18 protein-coding genes and 1 pseudogene are annotated in these 20,650 nt (G+C 62.8%); 10 read left to right on the top strand and 9 right to left on the bottom strand.

What is annotated here, in order from left to right:
- The first annotated feature begins 626 nt into the window (after window positions 1-626).
- Together LQV16_RS18640 and LQV16_RS23595 are read left to right on the top strand one after the other, a co-directional pair.
- Complete coding sequence (locus LQV16_RS18640) at window positions 627-884, top strand: hypothetical protein (RefSeq protein ID WP_229995374.1); 258 nt, start codon at window positions 627-629, stop codon at window positions 882-884.
- 250 nt (window positions 885-1,134) lie between these two features.
- Window positions 1,135-1,311 (top strand): annotated as a pseudogene (locus LQV16_RS23595) (recombinase family protein); the annotation flags it as partial.
- Between the two features lie 146 nt (window positions 1,312-1,457).
- Here the strand turns inward: LQV16_RS23595 and LQV16_RS18635 are convergent.
- The 7 genes from LQV16_RS18635 to LQV16_RS18605 all read right to left on the bottom strand — a co-directional run bounded on the left by LQV16_RS18635 (window position 1,458) and on the right by LQV16_RS18605 (window position 8,961).
- A complete protein-coding gene (locus LQV16_RS18635; protein ID WP_229995373.1) occupies window positions 1,458-1,769 on the bottom strand; it encodes an Lsr2 family protein in 312 nt (103 codons plus the stop codon).
- A complete protein-coding gene (locus LQV16_RS18630) occupies window positions 1,751-1,987 on the bottom strand; it encodes a hypothetical protein (RefSeq protein ID WP_229995372.1) in 237 nt (78 codons plus the stop codon). The genes LQV16_RS18635 and LQV16_RS18630 overlap by 19 nt, the downstream gene beginning before the upstream one ends.
- Before the next feature lie 137 nt (window positions 1,988-2,124).
- A complete protein-coding gene (locus LQV16_RS18625; RefSeq protein WP_229995371.1) occupies window positions 2,125-2,619 on the bottom strand; it encodes a DUF1801 domain-containing protein in 495 nt (164 codons plus the stop codon).
- 618 nt (window positions 2,620-3,237) lie between these two features.
- The gene (locus LQV16_RS18620) at window positions 3,238-4,791 is read right to left on the bottom strand and encodes a PucR family transcriptional regulator (RefSeq protein WP_229995370.1); all 1,554 of its coding nucleotides are present in this window, start codon (window positions 4,789-4,791) and stop codon (window positions 3,238-3,240) included.
- Between the two features lie 129 nt (window positions 4,792-4,920).
- On the bottom strand, window positions 4,921-6,063 hold the full coding sequence (locus LQV16_RS18615) for a DUF917 domain-containing protein (RefSeq protein WP_229995369.1): 1,143 nt from the start codon (window positions 6,061-6,063) through the stop codon (window positions 4,921-4,923).
- A 1-nt stretch (window position 6,064) separates the two neighbouring features.
- Complete coding sequence (locus LQV16_RS18610) at window positions 6,065-7,612, bottom strand: hydantoinase/oxoprolinase family protein (protein ID WP_356815821.1); 1,548 nt, start codon at window positions 7,610-7,612, stop codon at window positions 6,065-6,067.
- A 5-nt stretch (window positions 7,613-7,617) separates the two neighbouring features.
- Entirely contained in the window at window positions 7,618-8,961 is a 1,344-nt protein-coding gene (locus LQV16_RS18605; protein WP_229995367.1) for a cytosine permease, read from the bottom strand.
- A gap of 1,264 nt (window positions 8,962-10,225) precedes the next feature.
- On the opposite strand from LQV16_RS18605, the gene LQV16_RS18595 reads away from it, so the two are divergent.
- Complete coding sequence (locus tag LQV16_RS18595; RefSeq protein ID WP_229995365.1) at window positions 10,226-10,657, top strand: Lrp/AsnC family transcriptional regulator; 432 nt, start codon at window positions 10,226-10,228, stop codon at window positions 10,655-10,657.
- 172 nt (window positions 10,658-10,829) lie between these two features.
- Window positions 10,830-11,861 carry an ornithine cyclodeaminase gene (locus LQV16_RS18590; RefSeq protein WP_229995364.1) on the top strand — a complete coding sequence of 344 codons (1,032 nt, stop codon included), beginning with the start codon at window positions 10,830-10,832 and terminating at the stop codon, window positions 11,859-11,861.
- A 239-nt stretch (window positions 11,862-12,100) separates the two neighbouring features.
- Here LQV16_RS18590 and LQV16_RS18585 read toward each other — a convergent pair whose 3' ends face one another.
- On the bottom strand, window positions 12,101-13,699 hold the full coding sequence (locus LQV16_RS18585; protein ID WP_229995363.1) for a helix-turn-helix domain-containing protein: 1,599 nt from the start codon (window positions 13,697-13,699) through the stop codon (window positions 12,101-12,103).
- 103 nt (window positions 13,700-13,802) lie between these two features.
- On the opposite strand from LQV16_RS18585, the gene LQV16_RS18580 reads away from it, so the two are divergent.
- The 6 genes from LQV16_RS18580 to LQV16_RS18555 all read left to right on the top strand — a co-directional run bounded on the left by LQV16_RS18580 (window position 13,803) and on the right by LQV16_RS18555 (window position 19,763).
- Window positions 13,803-14,669, top strand: a complete 867-nt coding sequence (locus tag LQV16_RS18580; RefSeq protein WP_229995362.1) for a hypothetical protein — start codon at window positions 13,803-13,805, stop codon at window positions 14,667-14,669.
- A gap of 20 nt (window positions 14,670-14,689) precedes the next feature.
- Window positions 14,690-15,631: an ABC transporter substrate-binding protein gene (locus LQV16_RS18575; RefSeq protein ID WP_229995361.1), complete on the top strand. Its 942-nt coding sequence runs from the start codon at window positions 14,690-14,692 to the stop codon at window positions 15,629-15,631.
- A complete protein-coding gene (locus LQV16_RS18570) occupies window positions 15,628-16,620 on the top strand; it encodes an amino acid ABC transporter permease (RefSeq protein ID WP_229995360.1) in 993 nt (330 codons plus the stop codon). The genes LQV16_RS18575 and LQV16_RS18570 overlap by 4 nt, the downstream gene beginning before the upstream one ends.
- Window positions 16,617-17,426, top strand: coding sequence for an amino acid ABC transporter ATP-binding protein (locus LQV16_RS18565; RefSeq protein ID WP_229995359.1), 810 nt, complete (start codon window positions 16,617-16,619; stop codon window positions 17,424-17,426). Before LQV16_RS18570 ends, LQV16_RS18565 begins: the two co-directional genes overlap by 4 nt.
- 64 nt (window positions 17,427-17,490) lie before the next feature.
- Window positions 17,491-18,603, top strand: a complete 1,113-nt coding sequence (locus LQV16_RS18560) for a dipeptide epimerase (protein WP_229995358.1) — start codon at window positions 17,491-17,493, stop codon at window positions 18,601-18,603.
- Window positions 18,585-19,763 (top strand): amidohydrolase, encoded by a 1,179-nt coding sequence (locus tag LQV16_RS18555; protein WP_229995357.1) that lies wholly within the window; start codon window positions 18,585-18,587, stop codon window positions 19,761-19,763. The genes LQV16_RS18560 and LQV16_RS18555 overlap by 19 nt, the downstream gene beginning before the upstream one ends.
- 558 nt (window positions 19,764-20,321) lie before the next feature.
- Here the strand turns inward: LQV16_RS18555 and LQV16_RS18550 are convergent.
- Window positions 20,322-20,650, bottom strand: a 329-nt coding sequence (locus LQV16_RS18550) for an integrase core domain-containing protein (RefSeq protein ID WP_229995311.1), incomplete at its 5' end; no start/stop codon positions are given.

Genomic DNA, 20,650 nt, shown 5'->3' with positions numbered 1-20,650 from the left:
GTATTGGCGGGGGAGGGAATGCAGTTCGAGTCCCACCTCGGGCACAGCATTCCCCTTCGTCAGAGGGGGTTTTTGCTTTAACATGTGTACATTCACCCGGGTTGGGTCCCTCTGACGCTTGTTGCGGCTGGTGCCTGGCCGCCGCGGTGGCCTGTTAGGTTGTGTGGGTGGCGGGTTCAGGGTCCTGGCTGGTGGGCCCTCCGCCTGCTCGGATGTGGAGTCATTCGGGTCTCCTTTCTCGCTTATTCGAGTGGGCGTGGTTGGCCTTGTACCTGTTCATGCGTTGGGGTTGTGGTAATGACATGACCTGCGGGAAACTTCTTCCAGGTTTTTGGCCGCTCTTGGCTGTTTCCTGGGGCGTGGGGGAGCCGTTGGTGGCTGTTTGTCCGGCCAAACGGGGTGTGTACAGTGTCCACACCGGTGTCCAGGTGATGCCGTGGCTCATCGGCGACGTCCCTTCGTGCCTATTTCTGCGGACACGAGTTCATGCAGCCACGGGGTCTGGGTGATATGACTTTCCGCCTGGTTCTTACGTCTATTTCTTGCGCGTCTTGGCCGGGCGGCAACCACAACGATCGGAATCAGTCAGGGCACCAGCGGACTGTCGCCAGGGTTACCTTAGATCCATGGGGCACCTGAGAGGTCCTTTATATCTGGACATCGTGGCGAAGGGCCTGTGTCTGGCGGGTGTTGCGCTGATGATCTTCGGTCGGGACGGCTGGTTCACCGTCGGTGTTTTCGTCGTGGTTATCGGCGTGCTGATCGGGGCATGGGCCATGGTTGCCGTCCGTCGGGTGCGGCCACCTGGAGGGCCCTCCCGCCCGGCACCTTTCGGCGCATGGAACCGGAGGGACGCGACTGCGGAAAAGGACGACGATTCCTGAACCCGCGAGGATTCGACCGACCCGGAGCTCAGCCTGATGAGTTTCCGGAGACCTCGCGTCGCGACTCTTCGCCGCCACGCAGGGCCTTGAGTCCGGCGGCCAGGCGGGCCGGTCGTCCTTCTTGCCCGAGGCCCTATCCCCATCCGCGGGCTTCACGCCAGCGGGGACGCACTGGCTGACGCCGGCTCCGCGTTGCGGGAAGCCGCCGGGATGTGTGACAGTGGGCCCTGGTTGGTGTATGCCAGCATGAGGGATCATTCTGGCCAAGGCCCGCGGCGCCTACCGCGGACGCACGAATTCGCTCTCGCCCGACCAAGCGGGCGAGCTTCGGAACCGGGCCGGCACGGGGGCACATAAGACCGGCGTTACCCGGGAATTCGGCATCAGACGCGAAACCATCTACCAGTGGACTGCGCAGACGAAGTAGCCGGACCCGGATCAAACAAATCGGGGCCAGAACCCGGGCAAGTTCTGACCCTGTTGTATTTTGAGCGGCGCTCAGATGGATTTATGCGCTTGATCCAGCCGATATCAGCCGGTTGAACTCCGAATCCATCTGGTTTGGTACTGCCTCTAATGCGCGGCTTCGTACTTTTCCATGATGTCAGCCTGGATACGGCCGCGGGTGTTGACCTGCAGGCCTTGGTCGGCCGCCCACAGCCGGACGTCGCGGGCATTGGAGGAACCGGGACGGGCCCGCCGGGCACGCCCGCCGGTCTTCCGGGCTGCTTTGGCAAAACGGCTGAATACTTCACGCAGTTCGCTTGCATGAGCATCATTGAGATCGATTGCATATTCGACGCCGTCAAGAGCAAACGAAATTGTCTCACTTGCCTTGGATCCGTCGAAGTCATCCTCCAAAAGGGTTACGACTCTTTGTGCCATAAGAAAAGCATAGGCCTTTGTACTGTCGTCGCGTGGCCGATATTTTGCGCACGAAGCTCAGGCGGCAAGCCCCGTAGTTCAGAGTTTCCAATGACGACTTCGGGGGAGCCGACCACATGGAAACGGACATGCCTTTCAAGCACCGCGACCATGCGGACAATCACGTCACCGGAAGCGGTCAGCTCCTGGTCCCGCAGCACCAGGAGCATTTTCTTCAATGTCCCCACTCGACGTATGATCCGTTATCGGCCTTCGATATTGGGTGGGGGAAGTGGCTGCGAAAGGGCTGTGCCTGGCATCGCCTCACGTGTCATGCGTTCCCGGCGACCGTTTGCCTCTGCAGCAAGCCTCGGGTTCAACGCTTCTTGCCCCCAACACCCGGCACGGACGCGACTTGTTTCATCCACGCCGCGATCTGATGTTCGTCGATGTCCTCTATGGATTCGAGCTCCACACCCCGCGTCGACTTGCCCATCCCCACCGGCGTCACTGGTGGTACGGGATCGAGCGCCACACCATTGATGAACATGAGCTTGACGTGGCCGGCAAAGCCGCCGCAGCTGAAGCACCACCCGTCGCCGACGCCGTAGTACGACATGCCCCACTTCACGGAGCGCTGGAGGTTGGGTAGTGTTTTTGCCGCCAGCGCGTCGACCGTTTCGGCGATGACCCGCTGCGGCTGTGGCAGGCTGGCGATATATGCGAAGACCGGCTTGTCGCCGACCGCCGCTTTCGCTGGGCTTGCCCTGCCGGTCATGGCTTCCGGCAGCGTGATGGCTGCGTCGGCATGTGCCGCTGTACGCGTGGCCGGCTTTTCGGCTTCCCCCTTACCGAGCTCCCTGCTGGTCATGGAGAGTATTATCCCTCACGCATCGCGAGAAGGAGCTAGAGCGCATCTCCTAATGCAGCAGCCCAGATGGCGACCGGCGTACCGGCACCTACAAGAGTTGCAAACCGCTGTTTCGGCGGAGCGCTACGCTACTGGCCGCGAAGTGCTGCGGGGGCAGAAAATGGGCGGTCCTGTCGTCAGGCGGGAAGTCTGTCACTACCGCAGTCTGTGAGTCCGCCGTGCAGCACCGGTAGCGGATATTACGTCAACCTGCGCTTCGCGTACGGGTTGATCGGGCCCCACCAGCGCCCCGGCCGGCGGTGGTTTGGGGGAGGTTGGCGTTGAGTTCGGTGTGTTCCCAGCGGTGGAGCACAGAGCCGAGTTCGTTCCAATTCCGGGCCCTGTCGTGGACGGCGGGGCACGCCGCTGGTGTGCTGTGCCTGTGGCGCTCCAGGGCCGTGACTCCGGACACCGTAGCGAGCTGGCCAATGCTCCATTGACGTCCGGTCGCCGTTTCTCCGGTCATGCGTCCTTGGGTGGGGTCCACCAGCCGGCTTACCATCATCGGGCGAATGGAGGTCGTCTACTTAGCCACGAATCCGCCCTTGCCCTATGAGCCTCTGCGAAGGTGTCATTGTCCTATTCGTATTTGTCCATCAGCAGACTCCGGCACGCCAGTTGCAGCGCCAGCCGTGCCTCCGGATCCTCTAAATTGATGGCGATGAGCGACTGGATCCGCCTGATGCGGTCGCTGACAGTGTTGCGGTGGACGTTGAGGATCGCCGCCGTCTCAGTCAGCGACGATTCGCAGTCCAGGAAAGTGGTGAGGGTCTGCAGGAGTTCAGGGCCAGCTTTGAGGAGTGGGGCCAGGAGTTCTCGGGCGGCAGGCCGGAACGTATCCGTGCGGGTCCAGATCAGCAGCAACTGGGCCATATCCAAGCGGTCCACGTGGACGAAGTAGCCGGAGTTTTCCCTTGCCCCAGCGATGCGGGCGGCGTCGTTGGCTTCCTCGAGAGAGCTGACGATCCCTTCCGGCTGCGCTTGCATGCGGCCCACGCCGAATTGGGTGGAGATGGTTGCGGCGAGCACCCGCTGGGCCCTGCGCAGCGCACTGCTTGCGCGGCTGACCTCGGCCGGGTCCGGCTTGGACGGGAAGGAGATCCACCCTGCCCAGCCGTCAGACTGCTCAACCGTGGTAGCCTCGATCTTTTCGCGCATCAGAGCGCGGTCCAGATCCGGTTTCCGGGCCACCAAATCCACGGGTTGGCGGATGATCACACGGAAGGCCATGTGATAGCCGTCCAAGGTCCAGCCCAGCTCCAACGCCCTGGCCCTGAACGAAGGACTGACGTCGCCAGCGTTATCGATCAGCTGTCCCAACAAGGCAATCCGGTGCCGGGCATCGCGTTCCCTCTCCAACCGCTGCCGGGAAAGCAGCTCTGAAACCGCGATGGCCGCCACTTCCAGGGCCGCGCGGATTGCTGCCTGTTCCTTGTCCCATGTCGGAGCGAGGACCACCCTGAGCCGCGGGCTGTTCTCCTGTTCACTATGGACTGGTGCCAGGATTTCCGTCAACGCAGCCAGCTCGACCTCCGGCTGTGGTGCGGGCTCATGGCCCGGCGGCTCAGCGGAAATCAGCTCTCCGGAAGGATCCACCAGCGTGACCTGGTGTCCGATCGCGACACCCAGACGGGACAGCAGGTGGGTGAGGGATCCGTACGGGATTCGGCATTCGGATGCTACACGGGAGATCAGCAGACCCTGAAGGTGGGCGGCGCCGGACAGCAATTCTTGGGCGGCCGTGCCGAATTGCCAGGTGTTGTGGACTGCCAGCACGACGAGCCCCAAGCGTTCGGCGAGCCGTTTAACGTTGGGCGGCAACGCGCCGTCGTCGTTCGGCAGTTTTACTGCAAGGGCCACGACGCCGGCATAAGACGCCAGCGCCAACAGCGCCTCAACGTCCCACGACACGCCGGACGGAAGGGGTTCCAAGGGGAGCAGAACGCAGTCCCGAAGGTTCAGCGAATCGCCCTCGAGGTTCCGCTGTTCGCGGACTTGGCGATTGACCTCGGCGAGAGAGCCGGTCAAGGCCACCAGCGAAGATACCGTCCTGTCACCGGACTCCACGACGCTCTCGATCACTCCCGCCGGGACGTGATTCGTGACGGACAACAGCGGGATCGGGGGAATCATTCTGCTACTCCGGTTCTCCTCGATGCCCGCCTCTACGCGAGGAAGGTCTGGCTACTGTCCCATGATGCCACCGCCGCGCCGCCCACATTTCGTCGGAGGCGCGGCGGATGGGCAGATGGTCGATGGCGGTCAGACGCGGTAGCGCTCGATGGACTCGGTGTGCTCTTCCGGCGTCCCGTCCCATCGGTGCGAAGGGACGCCGTAGCCGAAGTACCCGGGACCGGCCAGTTCCAGGCCTTCAGTGGTGTGCCATCGGGGGTCGCTGGGCCCAGTCAGGACGCAGACGCGCTGCCCGTACCGCAGGTTCTCCGTGGTGATTGGCTCGGCGGACTCCGCGTCCACCACGATGATGAGGTCCGGAGTGGTGGTGACTACGGTGCCGTCCTTGGTGGCGAGGAGGTGTTCGTTCTGAAAGTGCAGCGACAGTATCGAGCCTGCGTCGGCGCCCATGCCTTCGATCGTGGCCTGTCCCTTGGCGAAACCGCCCGTTGTCTGACGCTGGAGGTCGGTTACCTTTCCGAGGTGGACAATGCGGCCACGGAGCGTTTCCGCCAACACGTCACAGGGGTTGAGGTTGTTGTGCTGCGCGTTCGCAACTGCGTCTCCAATGGTGATGGCGAAGGACATCGAACCGGCCACGAAGCTCTCGCGGGCCTGCGCGCCGGTCATGGCGTACGTGCTGTTGAAGGCATTGCATCCCATTTCGATGGAAGCCTGCCGGGCAAAGCGTTCGCCCCAGAACGAGTCGATGGCTTCGATGACCAGCGAGTTGCCCTTCTCGTCGGCCAAGGCCATGGGCGACGCCTGAATTCCGTACAACGGCGCCATGCCCATCTGGATTTCCGGGAATGCCCGTCCGATCAGGTCGCCATCGATCAGCGGAATCCCCAGCTGCGCGGCCGCGACGATGGGCAGCATGGAGTTTGAACCGCCGATCTCCAGGCACGCCGTGTGGGTTGCCACCCTGTTCAGTGTTGCCGCGAGCTTCTTGATGGTCAGGGACAGGTTCTCCACGGTATCCAGCTTCTCGACGGATACCGTGGGCGCACCGATCGCCGCGATCGGAACAATGAACGCGTCGTCGGCCAAGTCTTCGACGGAGACGAGTTCAACCGGCCCGTACTCCTCGATCGCTTTGCGGGCCAAGAGCCCGCCAACGTAGGGATCGCCGCCGCCGCCCGTGCCGAGGATGGCGGCGCCGCGGGCCAGCGAGTCAATGTCGTCTACCGTGATGCGCGTCAGCTTTCGGACGTGTGTCACTTCCAGGGTCATTTCACTTTCCTAACGTGAGGTTGCCGGCTGCCTTGATCCGAACGCGCATGGCGTTTCCGGGAAGGTAGGGGATCGGGATGGCTTCCTGCTCAACGATCGACACCGTGTCCGGGCTGGCGCCGGCAGCAACGGCACGGTCCACGGCTTCCTGCCGCGCGGATTCCATGGCGCGCTTTTGATCACTGTCCGCGATGTAGGACACCCGGTCCACCTCACCGCTGATCTGGGCGATGGCGGCGCCGTACGCGTTGGCGACGTCGAAGTTCCCGGGCCTGTGAATTGTGCCCAGACCCTGCAGTTTGTCTGCCAGCAGGATGGATCCACCGCCGACGGCGACAACCGGCAAGGGTGCCGACGACGTGCGGATCCGGTCGGCAATGTCCGCAATGGTCCCGTCGATCTGTTCCAAGGCTGACCGGACCACAGCGTCACTGATGTGGCTCACCAAAGATGCGTCTCCGACGTCGGCCCGTCCACTGCGGACCGCGATGTCAGTCGCCGTCAGGGCGGACCCGCCGAAGACGAGCGACTCGTCGGTCAAGCGGTAGCCCACCGAGTCCGGGCCCACAGTTCCTTGATCGGTCCGGACCCGGGACCCGCCGCCGAGACCTGCCGAGAGTACATCCGGCATCCGGAAGTTGGTCCGGAGTCCTGCGAGCCTGACGTGGGTGCTGGACTCTCGGGGGAAGCCGTTGACCAGGACACCAACGTCCGTGGTGGTGCCGCCGATGTCCACGATCAGGCAGTCGGAGAATCCGGAGAGGGCTGCTGCGCCGCGCATGGAGTTGGTGGGACCTGAAGCGAACGTGGCCACCGGGTAACGGCGTGTGTATTCGATGTCCATGAGCGTGCCGTCGTTCTGGCTGACGTACAACGGCGCGGTGATGCCCTGCTCGAGGACAGCCTTGGCGAGTCCGTCAACAATACGGTTCGCCATTTCAGCGAGGGAGGCGTTGACGATGGTCGCATTCTCCCGCTCCAGGAGGCCCACCCTGCCGATTTCGTGGGACAAGGAGACAGGGAACTCCGGGCCAAGCTCCTCTCGAAGGATGGAGAGTGTGCGCTGCTCAAATTCGTCGTTGACGGGCGAGAAAACGCTGGACACTGCCACAGAGCGGATGCCGTGGGCGGCGATGTCTGCTGCGTGGCGCCGGATTTCGTCGGCGTCGAAGGGGCTGATGGCGCGTCCGTCGAACTCGTGTCCACCGTGGGCCATGTAAGCGCGGCCTTTGACGGCGGCGGTGAGGGCATCGGGCCAGTCCGTGAAGGGCGGCAGGGACGCCGTGGCGGGAAGCCCCAGCCGGATCGCCGCTGTTGGGCAGAGGTCACGTGCCTCAATGAGGGCGTTGATGAAATGAGTGGTTCCGATCATCACGCCGCGGACGTGGTCCGGGCGGAAGCCGTTCAGGTCCTTCAGCGCGGTGAGCACCTGGGTGATGCCGCTGGTGACGTCCTTAGTGGTGGGGACTTTGGTGGACGCGAGCACCTGCCCGCCGTCCAGCAGCACAGCGTCCGTGTTGGTGCCGCCGACGTCAATGCCGATTCTCAGGCTACTCATGGTGCGGTTACCGATTCTTCCTGTGTGGTGGTTTCGTTTGTGGGTTGGTTGTCGCCGTAGGACCGCAGGAGGTTCAGCTTGCCGGCGATGATGTAGAGGATGAACGCCGCGGCGAGGGAGTTAAGGGCCGGGAGTCCGAAGGTGACGAAGTAGCCCAGGGCCGCTGAGATCGCCCAGATGACGAACGTGGCCGGGATCCAGTTGGGCGATTCGGCTGGCGGAAGGCCCGAATCCCGGCTGGCTTCCAGTAGGGGCCGCCACTTCTTGATGACGAAGTACTCGGCCATGATGATGCCGGCTACCGGCGGGAAGACGACGCCCAGCACCATGAGGATGTCGATGAATTTGTCCAGGATGCCGATCGCTGCCAGCACGGTTCCCACAACCCCCAGAAGAAGCGTGACGTGCCCACGGTTCAGGCGCCTGTTCATGGCGCTGTTGAAGAAGGACACCACGCCGAGGCCTGCACTGTAGAGGTTCCAGTCGTTGATCTTGGAGGTGCCCAGGACGATGATCAGGATGCCGATCCAGCCCACCGAGGAGAAGATGATCTGGGTGACATCCGCCGACTTTACGGCGTGGGCCAGCAGCACGCCGATCATGCCGATGGTGTAGTTGCCTAGCGTCATGCCGACGACGGTCTGCTTGACGACGTCGCCAGCGGTCCTGTTGTAGCGGGTCATGTCGGGCGTGATGACCGCCCCGAGAACGGCGCTTCCAGCGACGATGGTGGTAGCGGTGACGAAATCAAGGGTGGCGCCAGGAGGAGCCTCGTTGATGAGCTGGCTGATGGAATGGTTGCTCAGCTCGGCCCATGCCGCCCAAGCGATCAGGATCATGAACAACGGCACGGTGATGTTGGCCAGCCACTGCATGGATTCAAAGCCGCGGACTACGATCAGGGTCACCACCAGGCCAAAAGCCAGCGACCAGGCCCAGGTGGGAATTTCAGGGACGATCTGGTTCAACCCGGCTCCGGAAATCCCTGACTGGATGCCGAACCAGCCGATAAGGCTGATGCAGATGGCTAAGCCGAGGACCGACGCGCCGCCGCGGCCGAAGCCTGTCCAGCGGGCGAGCATGGACGTTGTGAGGCCTTGGCGCATGCCGGCGATGCCGACGAAAATCATGAGTGCTTCGACGATCAACGCGCCAACGGTAAACGCCCAAAAGGCGTCCCAGAACGTCATCCCGAAGCCAAAAGTTGCCCCGAGAAGAAACTGGCTCAGGTCAGAAGTCTGGCCAAAGCGTTGGACGGCGATGCCGAACCAGTGCTTCCGCTCCGTTGCGGGAACCCTGGTGATGGGGTAGTCATCGTGCCCTGTTTCGGATGTGGACATGACATGCATTCCTTTCGAGTGATTCACTTCACAGTATCCACGCGACGCTTTGCGGTCATTGGGCAAAGTGCATACCTCCAGTCTGAAGAACAGGCATATCGCACAGTTGCCTGGCCGATTAGTTTCCTCAGTGATGGCACTCAACCTCAACCTTGGATACCTGCTAGCGGCTGGGTTGGGCATGGCCCTTGTGGGGCTAGCTGCTGTTTTCCGTCAATACCGTCGACTCAAGGCGTCGACGACGGACCCTGGACCGTAGCCCTTCCACGACTCGTGAAAGACGGATGTAATTCGCGGGTTGAAGTTCAGGTCTGACCGAGTGCGCAGCAGCGTTTCAGCTGCCCACGGCGGTGGATAATCCTCATGGGTCATCCACCGCTGCGGCTGCCGGGGAGCTACCCCAACGCTCCCAATTTCCAGCCGTGGATAACCCGGCTTGACCAACCCGTGACCTGCTCCGCGTCCTTGGCCATGACCCCGACGCCTGAGGTCAGACACGGTCAATCCCGCGGCCTGCCGGTAAGCCGCGGCCACGCCGTCCGCCCGCTCGGCAAACGCTGGGGGCGTCGAAGGACTTGGCAGGCGGGGAAGTCGCCGGTTCGTCCCGATCCGCAGGCGGCCCCGGTACAGCGTCAATTGTCCAGACGGTGTCTGGACAATTGGGAATGGAACGTTGGAACCTCCAACTAGGGTGGAGCCATGACCCAGCTTGAACCGGAACTCCCGGGAGACTATGCCGCTGCTCTCACGACCCTGAAGGGCTCGTCCGCGAAGCTCAACAGCGGGCGCAGCGCGTGGTGAATACCGCCATGATCGGGCTTTACTGGAACATTGGGCGGATGATCCCGGACAGGCAGATGAACGAGCCATGGGGGAGTGGGCCGCTGAGTGTGCACAAACTGTTCACTGATGGGCCCTTTCGGGGGCCTTTTTGTTGGCCGGCGTTACGGCTGGGCGGCTCCTTTGCTTGCCTGGGCAGCAATGTTGCTGCTTCCTCGTTCATGACCGGGAGCACCTGCAACGGCATGACTGAGTTCACACCATGGGAGCGGCAACTGCAAACCTTGCTGGTTTGCTCGGTAGCTCCGGGCGAAAAACGCCAGAACGTCCCTATCGAGGCCTGCCCCAAGACCTTCTCGGCTCCCTGTCGCTGATTTTCCGAGCAGATTCCACTGCGGTGCACGTCTTCCTCAGCGTACTTGGCAAGGCTTTAGTTAGGTGGCGGGGAAGATCATTATGCTGACGCTTGTTGTACATTCTGTACATGACAGCCCTTACAGATATTGACCGGCAGCTCCTTTCGGCCCTGCGCGAGGACGGACGGGCGTCTGTGGCCAGCCTCGCCCGTAAGCTCGGCGTTGCCCGGGCAACCGTGAACAGCAGGCTCGATCGCCTTCTCACTTCAGGAACCATCGTTGGCTTCACTGCCAGGGTCCGTGACGAAGTGGACCCGCTTGAGATCCACGCCATCACCCTGATCGCTGTTGAGGGGAGGTCGGCCAACAAGGTGATCCGAGAGCTCAGGGGGTTCCCCGAAATTCGGGCACTGCACACCACCAACGGCGGATGGGACCTTGTGGCGGAGCTGGCCACCGAAAACCTCGGCGGGTTCGACAACGTGCTGGGCAGGATCCGCGCAGTCGACGGCATCGTCAACAGCGAGACCAGCCTTTTGCTCAGTTCCGTACTCAGATAGTGCTCCAAGGCCGCCGCTGCAGTCGACGATCGAAGACCGGCGAAGTGCGCAGAACGGCCTGACATTCTGCGCACATTTTTGGCGATTAGCGAGCTATTCGGTCATTGTGGCCGCATATCGACGCCGCATAACGTGAGGGCATTAGCTGTCGAGATGGAAAAGGGTGACGCAAATGACGCGTTTTGTCGATGTTCACAACATGGTGCGATGGGCTGCCGGCCGGGGAGTGGAGACGATCATCTCGGAGATGATCGTTTACCTCGAAGACGATTTCCGCCGCTGGGCGTCTTTTGACAAGAGTCCCCGCATGGCCAGCCATACCCCGTTCGGGGTCATCGAACTGATGCCCACGAGCGACCACGAGACCTATGGCTTCAAGTACGTCAACGGGCACCCGTCCAATCCGGCCCGTGGTTTCCAGACAGTGACTGCGTTCGGCGTCCTGGCGGACGTCCACAATGGATATCCCACCTTCCTGGCGGAGATGACCTTACTGACAGCCCTGCGTACTGCGGCGACCTCGGGTATGGTCGCGAAGCATCTCGCCCGCCCCGGCTCCGCAAGCATGGCCATGATCGGAACCGGCAGCCAGTCTGAGTTCCAGGCCCTAGCCTTCCGGGCTGCCCTCGGAATTACCACGCTCAGGGTGTGGGACACTGATCCGGCCGCGACGCACAAGTTTGTCCGCAACCTCACCCCGCTGGGGTTCAAGATCACGGTTGCGTCCTCGGCCGCCGACGCCGTGCAGGGAACGGACGTCATCACGACCTGTACCGCTGACAAGGCCAACGCCACCATCCTGACGGCCGACCTCATTGCCCCCGGCGTCCACCTCAATGCCATCGGCGGGGACTGCCCCGGAAAAACCGAACTCGACGCGGTCATCCTGGGACTCGGCGACGTTTTCGTGGAGTTCACACCGCAGACGCGGATTGAAGGCGAGATCCAGCAAATGCCCGCCGACTTCGCCGTTACTGAATTCTGGCAAGTCTTGAGCGACAAGGCACCGGGGCGCACCAGCTCGGAACAGATCACGATTTTTGACTCCGTCGGCTTCGCCATTGAGGATTTCGCGGCCTTGCGATACGTCCGAGACGCCGTCGACGGGTCGGACTTCTTCGTAGACATTGACCTCGTCGCCGACCCGGAAGACCCGAAGGACCTCTTCGGCCTTTTGGGCGCCTTGTCCCCGGTTGGATCTTAGGTCAGGGATGCCCCCTCATGGATCCTTCCAGGTCATCGACGTCCGCCTGCAGCGGGTCGGCCCCGCACGGAAACCTGGATCCCCGGCGCCTTGCGGGCTCCGGGTAGGTTCCCGGACTCCGCCAGGTACCCTCTCCTGGCGGAGTCCGCATCGCGGTAGTTCCCGATGTGCGGTCCGTCCACGAGTGCGAACCGACACAGCCAATTCGCACTGCATCCGGGTCACTCACCCCGGTGTGGTTAATTGAATTCCAGAACATGAAGGCTTAGCCAGAGCACGAGTGTGTCCTCAGACTGGTCCAGGTCGATGTTGAACAGTTCGCGTAACCGTTTGAGGCGGTACCGGAGCGTGTTTTGGTGCAAAGACAATCCAGCGGCGGTCCGGGCGGAGTCCCGGGAACAGTCAAGGTAGGTCCGCAGCGTTTTTGCGTACTCTGTTCCTGAGCCGGCGTCGTATTCCATGATCTTTTCGGCGGCTGCCGATGTGAGGTGAGGTGTCTTGCGGAAATGGGCGGCCAGTTCGAGCAGCGTCAGGCGGCTGCGGACGTCGTGCGCACTCGCATAGGTGATTGAGCTCTGACCGGAAGCGAGCATGAGCAGGACCAGGTCTGCCTCGTGCCTCGACCGGCCGATGTCCGACGCAGCAGGGACAGCAGACCCGGCCGCTATTCGCAGGTCAACCGCAAGGGATACGCGGGAGCGCTCGGTGAGCCGTCGGGCCAGGGCTTCGACGGGTCCAGACGAGGCAGGGTCGACGTCCGCGAAAAGGGCATAGATGGTGGTTCCCACCAGCACGCAATGCGCCCCTCGACGGTGGGCTTCGCACTGCGTGGTGACAAGGTCCAGGAGCCGGACCAGTGTCATCTCCGCCGCCTGCCCGATGTCCGGTTGGAAAGCGATGACCGCAAACGGCCCGGAGTTCCGAAGTCCCAGCTGTTCCGCGATGAGTGCCGCGTCGTCGCCACCTTCTAGGAGTCTGCGGAGAAGCTCCGCGCGCTGTTGGCGGGCCAGGTCGTAGGCACTGCGTGCTCGCAGCATATGAAGGGCTGCGATATCGGCAGCCCGTTCCAACGCCTGTTCCGCGACCACGTCCAGGTCACCGTTCGGGTCAACAACCCAGATAGAGCCGAGCGGCTCTTTGCCTGCCCGGACTGCAATGGCCAGCCGGTCGAGGGCCGGACGGACCCCCTCGATGCGGACCGCGCCGTGGGAGCGGAAAACAGAGGCATACTGGCCCGCGTTCTCCGGAAGGTAGGGAACCTGGCGTCCCAGGATGCCCTGACGCCGGTCCTCATCGATCGGCTGGTGGGCGAGGGTCGAGTAGGCGAGCACCTGTTCCTGGAGATTCTCAATGGCCGTGGCGCCGCCAACCATGGCGGCGATGGCGTTGGCCAACGCGAACAGGTCGCCAACGCCCAGCGTGGACAACGAGTTTCCGGCTTCGGCTGAGGCAGTGAGCGCCGAGTCCAGGAGCGCATCCAACTGGCGCCACCCCATCTCGTCATCGACCACGAGGAGGGCGATACCCGACTGATCGGCGACGGCGATGATATGCCCCAGATCCTGGGAATACTGCTTGATGACCAGCGCGCCAAAGCCTGCCGTGGCCGCGCTGCGGACAACGCCGGCTGTTGCTGGTTCGGCAGGGTGAAGTCCAATGCCCAGAAGGATCGCACCCGGCAACCCCTCCAACGGAGTGTGGGGATCGTAATACGCAGGGCTGGTCAGGGAAAGCTCCGGCGGCGTGCCGTGGGAGCGGAGCGCCACTGCCGGGCTTGCCAGTAGCCGCAGGAGCCCGTGGAGAGTGATGCTGTCTGGGGTGCCGGAAGAAGTTGCCACGAGGGAAAAGCTAATCCCTCTTGTGGCGGAGCACAAGACTTCGCATGAAATGTCGTGGTCTGCACCGAAGCCAGCGGCCCGGGGCCCAGCAGATAGTTGACGCATGTCACTTTCACTTGAAGCGGAACCGCTCGCCCGACAGGCCGCAGAGGCAGCAACAGCAGCAGCAGCCAAAGCCGGCGTCCTGGTGGTGGATGAGCATGACCGCGACCAGCTCCGGGACGTCGAAGGGCTACTCATCGCGATCTGGGGCATGTCCCCCCACGGAGCTCCTATACCGTTCGACCTGTTGCGCAGTATTTCGCATGCAGGGTGCAACGTTTCCGCCGCCTACGATCCGGGAGGACAACTTTGCGGGGCAGCTGTCGGGATTGTCTCACCCGGCGGGAGCGCGACTTACTCGCTGATCGCCGGGGTCCTGCCCGGTACCGGCGACAAAGGCGTCGGCTTTGCCCTGAAACAGCACCAGCGGGCCTGGTCGCTGGCACGGGGCATCGAATCGATGACGTGGACTTTCGACCCGCTGGTCAGCAGGAACGCCCGCTTCAACCTGACCAAGCTCGGGGCAGTGGCGTCCGAATATGCCCAAAACTTCTATGGCGAGATGCAGGACGAGATCAACGCCAATGACGAGAGCGACCGGCTGGTCGCAGTCTGGCCGCTGTCGTCGGCGCGAAGCATCGACGCCAGCCACGGCCTAATTCAGGATTTGGAACCGAGCGCTGCCGCCGTGGGAAACGTGCTGGAGTACGGGCCGGATCAACAGCCGGTTCTCCTTGAAGCGGAAGGCACGATCTGGTGCCGGGCACCCCGGGACATTGTCGCGATGAGGGCCGCGGCCCCAGAACAGGCCAGCCAGTGGCGGAGCATGCTCCGCGGGATCCTGGAACCCGCCCTTGCCTCCGGCTATATGGCCTCCGGCGTGACACGCAGCGGCTGGTACCGGCTGACCACAACCGACCAGGCATAACCCACCCCAAAGGAGCACCAATGCGTACCAATTATCGTGCAGTCAAAGCCCGAACAGTCTTCGCCGCTGCCGGGCTGGCCCTCGCCTCAGGACTAACGGCGTGCGGGGCAGGATCAACTTCGGCCGCGGAGGTGAAGACTATCTCCGCAGCCGATGTCGACCCCGCCGCCGCAGCCGCCCTTCCCGAACGTTACAAGGCCGCCGGAGTAATTAAAGTGGCCTCGGACATCCCGTATCCACCCATGGAGATGTTCGATGAAAATCAGCAACTTACCGGTCTGGACTTCGACCTGGCCCAGGCCCTGGGTGCGAAGCTCGGGGTGAAGCTTGAGCTGCAGACCCAGGCGTTCGACAGCATCATCCCCTCACTGCAGTCGGGCAAGAACGACATCATCATGTCGGGGATGAACGACACCCCCGAGCGGCAGGAATCCCTGGATTTCGTTGACTACTTCCACGCGGGATTCTCCATTCTTGTCCCCGAGGGCAATCCGAAGAACATCACCACAGCCCTTGACCTATGCGACAAGGACGTCGCAGTGCAGAAGGCAACCGTTCAGGCCGAAATTCTGCGCAGCTACGACCAGCAGTGCAAAGACAAGGGATCCAGCCCGATCCGCGTTTCGGAACTCCCGCTGGAGACGGACGTGCAGACTGCGGTCCGTTCAGGGAAAGCCTCCGCCGACGTCGTGGACTCGGCAGTGGCGGCGTATGCCGCCAAGACAGCCGGTGACGGCAAGATCTTTGACCTCGTAAAAGACCCGGCTAACCCGGCCGGATACAATCCCGTCCATACCGGAATCGGTGTGCTGAAAAAGGATGCGGAACTTTCCAAAGCCCTGCTGACAGCCCTCCAGGCGCTCATCGCCGACGGCACGTATGGCAGCATCCTGGCCAAGTACGACCTCTCCGACTACAGCGTCAAGGAAGCCGGACTGAACCTGGGGGGAACCAAACCATGAAACAGGGCACCACAATAGCGCCGCGGCGGGAAGGACCGGCACAGGCAGGCCCGCACTCCACCGACGGCTCCGGTTCAGATGACGTCGTGGCCGTTCCACTTCGACACCCCTGGCGCTGGGTAGGAGCAGCATTGCTGGGCATCAGCTTCGCAGCTCTGGCATCTTCCCTGTGGGCCAACCCCAACATCGACCACCGGACGATCAGTAGCTACCTTTTTCACCCGCGGATCCTCGGCGGCGTAGGCCTCACACTTATGCTGACCGTAGTCTCCATGGTGGTATCCACCATCTTGGGTGTCCTGCTGGCAGTCATGCGGCTTTCCAAGAATCCCGTGATGAATGCTTTCGCCTGGTTCTACGTCTGGGTCTTCCGGGGTACACCGCTGCTGATCCAGGTCGTTTTTTGGGGCTATCTGGGGCTGCTCTATGCGCAGATCTCTCTCGGCGTTCCCTTTACCGACTTCACCGTATTTTCCGTGGACACCAACACGCTGGTGCCTGCGTTCACCGCCGGTCTCCTGGCCATGACCCTGAACCAGGCCGCATACTCGGCCGAGATCATCCGGGGCGGCATGCTCTCCGTGGACACCGGACAGCATGAAGCCGCTTCGTCCCTGGGTATGTCCCCGGCCTTCACCCTCTTCAGGGTGGTGCTCCCGCAAGCGATGCGGGTCATCATTCCGCCGATGGGCAACGAGACGATCTCGATGCTGAAAAACACGTCGCTGCTCTCCGTCATCGCGGTGCTGGAGCTTTACACGGTGGCCACCCAGATCTCCTCCCAGAACCTGCGGCAGGTGGAGCTGCTAGTAGTGGTCAGCTGCTGGTACCTCTTCCTCACCTCGGTGCTATCCGTTCCCCAGTACTACCTGGAACGCCACTACGGCAGGGGCAACGCCCGCCAGCAAAGCCCCACCCCCCTCGGCAGGATCCGGGCCGCCCTGCGCAAAACCCCGATCCACGCCGTATCGAAAGGACCCCAGCCATGACCGAGGCACTGGCCTTCCCCCGGCATCAGGAACACCCCGCGCCCGCCCGGCCGCTCCTGGTCGCCACCAACGTCCGTAAGCACTACGGCGGAGTCGAAGTGCTGAAAGGCATTTCTCTCTCTGTCAATGCCGGCGAAGTCATGTGCCTCCTCGGCCCGTCCGGCTCCGGCAAGTCCACCTTCCTGCGCTGCATCAACCACCTGGAACGGATCGACGGCGGCAGGATCTCCGTGGGAGGCGAACTGGTCGGCTACGCGCAGCGCCAGGACCGGATCTTCGAAATGAACCCCCGCGAAGTGGCAAAGCAACGCAGCGGCATCGGAATGGTGTTCCAGCGCTTCAACCTCTTCCCCCACATGACCGCCCTGGAAAACATCTGGGCAGCCCCCGTAGGGGTCAAGAAAGTACCGAAGCAACATGCCATCAAGCGGGGAATGGAGCTACTGGACCGTGTCGGCCTCGCGCACCTGGCAAAGGCCTATCCCGCGCAACTCTCCGGCGGGCAACAGCAGCGGGTTGCCATCGCCCGGGCCCTGGCGATGGATCCGCAGCTCCTCCTGTTCGATGAGCCCACCAGCGCCCTTGATCCGGAACTGGTCGGCGACGTCCTGGACGTGATGCGCACCCTGGCCGCTGACGGGATGACCATGATCGTCGTCACCCACGAGATCGGCTTCGCCCGCGGCGCCGCGGACAGCGTGGTCTTCATGGACGGCGGCGTTGTGGTGGAATCCGGCGCCCCCGCCGACGTGCTGGACAACCCGCAAAACCCGCGGACTATCGCCTTCCTCGAAAGCGTCATGTAAGCATCCGGTCCCTAAAAACCCGGCGCACCAGCGGCGTCCACATCCCACGAACAGTGAGCCCTCAATGAAAATTTCCCGCGCCACCATCACCCTCATCGATGTTCCCTTGCTGGAACCCTTTGTGGTCTCCTATGCCACCTATGACTCAATGCCGAGCATCATCCTGGCCCTCGAAACCGACGACGGAACGATCGGCTACGGCGAAAGTGTCCCGGACGGACACATCACCGGAGAGACACCCGGGGGAGTGGTCGAGGCACTCAAGACCGAACTCATCCCAGCGATCCTGGGACTGGACCCACGCGACATCACGGCAGTCCACCAGCAACTAAACCGCGCACTCAAGGGCTGCGGTGCCGCGAAAGCGGCTGTCGACATCGCCTGCTGGGACTTGGCCGGAAAAGCTGCCGGCCGGCCGATCTACGCGCTGTTGGGCGGACGCCGGCCCGAACAACCCACCATCGCGAAGGTCCTGAGTATCCTTCCACCAGGGGTCCTCGCTGAGCAGGCAGCCCAGGCCCGAAGCCAAGGCTACCGCCACCTGAAGATGAAACTGGGCGGCGACGACGGCCTGGACATTGAACGGGTGCGCGCTGTCCGGTCAGCGATCAACGACGACCTGGCCATCCGCGTGGACGCCAACCAGGGCTGGTCCGATCCAGTCACAGCACGGGCAATGATCCGCGCCCTGGAGCCCTACCGGATTGACTGGGTGGAACAGCCGATCCTGGCCGATGATATCGATGGCTTCAAGCTCCTCCGCCAGGACACCAGCACTTGTCTCATGGCCGACGAGTCCGTAGTCCACGCCGGCGACCTGGCCCGATTCGTCCAAGACCGATCAGTGGACATGGTGAACCTCAAACTCATGAAAAGCGGCGGCATCACCCCCTGTCACCGCCTGGCCACCCAGGCTGAACTCGGCGGCCTGAAAGTCCAGATCGGCTCCATGCTGGAAACCAGCGTCGCCTCCGCCGCCGGATTCCATCTCGCCCTCAGCCACCCCAACATCGTCTCCACCGAGCTCTCCGGCCCCATGAAATTCACCAAGGAACCCGGGAACCTCCAGTACGTCCTGCCCGAAGTGCACATCACAGAGGGACCGGGCCTGGGCATCGACGTCGACCGGGACGTTCTGGCGGAACTGACCGTGAGCGAATGCGAAATCAGCCGGTGACCCGCGAAGAGACGCGCCGTCGTCGTCTTCAGGAAATATGGACGCACTTGCACAACCACCCCGAACCCAGCATGAAGGAGTACGGCACCTCGGAGTACCTGGCCGAACTGCTGGGAACTGCAGGATTGACCATCGGCAAGTTCGGGACCATTCCCGGCTTCACCGCCGATGTTGGACAAGGCACGCCGCGCATCGGCCTCAGGGCAGACATGGACGCCCTGGTGCAGGAAGTAGCGGGAAAAACCGCAGTCGTCCACTCCTGCGGGCACGACGCGAACATGGCAGTTGTCGCTACCGTGATGCTCGAACTGGCAGAACAGGCAGAACAGCTGAAATGCGCAGTGCGCGCCATCTTCCAACCAGCCGAGGAACTCGGCAACGGGGCAGACCTCGTGGCAGCCCTCGGCGTGACGGACGGCCTGGAGTACCTGTTCGGTGTTCACCTGCGCCCGCAAAGTGAACTTCCGTCCCCCTTCCTGGCCCCGTCCATCTCGCATGGTGCATGCCTCTTTGCGTACGGCACGATCACAGGAGATGACCACCACGGGGCAAGACCGCACCTCGGGGCTAACGCCGTAGAGGTGGCACTCGAAATTTCGGCAGGGCTCAAGCGTCTCAAAGTCGATCCGCAGGTCCCCAGCTCCGCCAAGATGACCCTGCTGCAGGCTGGTGGAGGGAACCTCAACGTCATCCCGGGCAGCGGCACCTTCGGTGTGGACCTCCGAGCCCAAACAAATGAGGCTATGTCGACGCTCCACACGGGCCTCGTCGGGGTGTGCCGGTCAGTGGCCGCCTTAACCGGCTCGGAAATCAACCTCGACTTCCGGGACGCCGTGCCCGCGGCCATCATCGGAATCAAAGCTGAAGATGCCCTCGCATCTGCCATCACCGCGACATTAGGCAGCGATCACCTGCAGTCCGGAATTGTGACCTCAGGATCGGATGACTTCCACTTCTACACTCAAAGGAACCCCGCGCTCCAGGCTGCCATGCTTGCCGTCGGCGCAAACGTCCGACCCGGGCTGCACCACCCCTCCATGACCTTCGAAGCAGCAGCGTTGGAACGCGCCGTCGGCGTCCTCATAGAAGCCTGCAGCCGCGCCGCGGCACCATCAGCTGTCGCCCGTTCCATAACTTGTCCAAGAACCTCCGCTGCCTGAGTCAGCTGCCCGTCGTTGAGCCGGAATTGCGGCGGGGGTATCACCGCCAATGAGAAACAGCTTCGAGCCAGCGTTGAGAGATCAATAATGGGTCGGGGACCCAATAAATGTAACGGGGTCGTCATGTCGGTTTTTGCCGGTTCCGCCATGAGATGACGGAAAGGAGGTAGATGGCCGTGATTACGATTCTTGAAGCAGACGAAGACGATGATTGGGCGCGGGCTGTCGCCGCTGACCCGTGGTCTTGGAGCGGGAAAGGCAGGGAGCCGAGCGACGGCTGGGGTGTCCTCTCCTGCTCCGGTGCTACTGCCGTGAGGCAGAAAAAGGGGGTGTGGACAGTGTCCACACCCTGGGCTTCGTACCGGTGCCGGATCGGGCCGGATTGCGGAAGTTTACGGGGGAGTGGCGGGTTTCCAAGGGCTGGAACCCGGTTCGAGTTCCACCTCGGGCACAACATTCCTCCTCGTCAGAGGGGGTTTTTGCTCTAACGTGTGGACATTGACCCTGCCCGGGTCTGGGCCGCTTGGGAGATTTCGGACAGCGGATTAGTGGTTTTCTCTACGCTGCCGCGGGCGGCTGCTGGTAACTGTAGTGGACCTCGTTGGGGTAGCGGTAATCCAGGGCGGAGTGCCGGCGCCGGCTGTTGTAGAAGCCCTCGATGTAGCGGATGACATCCCGCCTGGCCTGGGCCTTGGTGGCGTAGACAGTGCGGTACACGCGCTCGTTCTTCAGCGCCGAGAAGAACGTCTCCGCGGCGGCGTTGTCCCAGCACACCCCGGTGCGGCCCATCGAGGAACGCATGCCCAGGCCCGCCACGAGGGCCCGGAAGGATGCGGAGGTGTATTGGCTGCCCCGGTCCGAGTGCCAGATCGCGCCGGGGCGGATGA

This window comes from Arthrobacter sp. Bi26 (assembly GCF_918697925.1).
In the GTDB taxonomy this organism is placed as follows: Bacteria; Actinomycetota; Actinomycetes; order Actinomycetales; family Micrococcaceae; genus Arthrobacter.
This window is presented reverse-complemented; position numbering and strand designations above follow the sequence as displayed.

Bases quoted from the DNA above. Each gene is read 5' to 3' on its own strand.
- LQV16_RS18640 (WP_229995374.1), top strand. From the start codon at position 627: ATGGGGCACCTGAGAGGTCCTTTATATCTGGACATCGTGGCGAAGGGC.
- LQV16_RS18635 (WP_229995373.1), bottom strand. From the start codon at position 1,769: ATGGCACAAAGAGTCGTAACCCTTTTGGAGGATGACTTCGACGGATCC.
- LQV16_RS18625 (WP_229995371.1), bottom strand. From the start codon at position 2,619: ATGACCAGCAGGGAGCTCGGTAAGGGGGAAGCCGAAAAGCCGGCCACG.
- LQV16_RS18620 (WP_229995370.1), bottom strand. From the start codon at position 4,791: ATGATTCCCCCGATCCCGCTGTTGTCCGTCACGAATCACGTCCCGGCG.
- LQV16_RS18615 (WP_229995369.1), bottom strand. From the start codon at position 6,063: ATGACCCTGGAAGTGACACACGTCCGAAAGCTGACGCGCATCACGGTA.
- LQV16_RS18605 (WP_229995367.1), bottom strand. From the start codon at position 8,961: ATGTCCACATCCGAAACAGGGCACGATGACTACCCCATCACCAGGGTT.
- LQV16_RS18595 (WP_229995365.1), top strand. From the start codon at position 10,226: ATGACAGCCCTTACAGATATTGACCGGCAGCTCCTTTCGGCCCTGCGC.
- LQV16_RS18590 (WP_229995364.1), top strand. From the start codon at position 10,830: ATGACGCGTTTTGTCGATGTTCACAACATGGTGCGATGGGCTGCCGGC.
- LQV16_RS18580 (WP_229995362.1), top strand. From the start codon at position 13,803: ATGTCACTTTCACTTGAAGCGGAACCGCTCGCCCGACAGGCCGCAGAG.
- LQV16_RS18575 (WP_229995361.1), top strand. From the start codon at position 14,690: ATGCGTACCAATTATCGTGCAGTCAAAGCCCGAACAGTCTTCGCCGCT.
- LQV16_RS18570 (WP_229995360.1), top strand. From the start codon at position 15,628: ATGAAACAGGGCACCACAATAGCGCCGCGGCGGGAAGGACCGGCACAG.
- LQV16_RS18565 (WP_229995359.1), top strand. From the start codon at position 16,617: ATGACCGAGGCACTGGCCTTCCCCCGGCATCAGGAACACCCCGCGCCC.
- LQV16_RS18560 (WP_229995358.1), top strand. From the start codon at position 17,491: ATGAAAATTTCCCGCGCCACCATCACCCTCATCGATGTTCCCTTGCTG.
- LQV16_RS18555 (WP_229995357.1), top strand. From the start codon at position 18,585: ATGCGAAATCAGCCGGTGACCCGCGAAGAGACGCGCCGTCGTCGTCTT.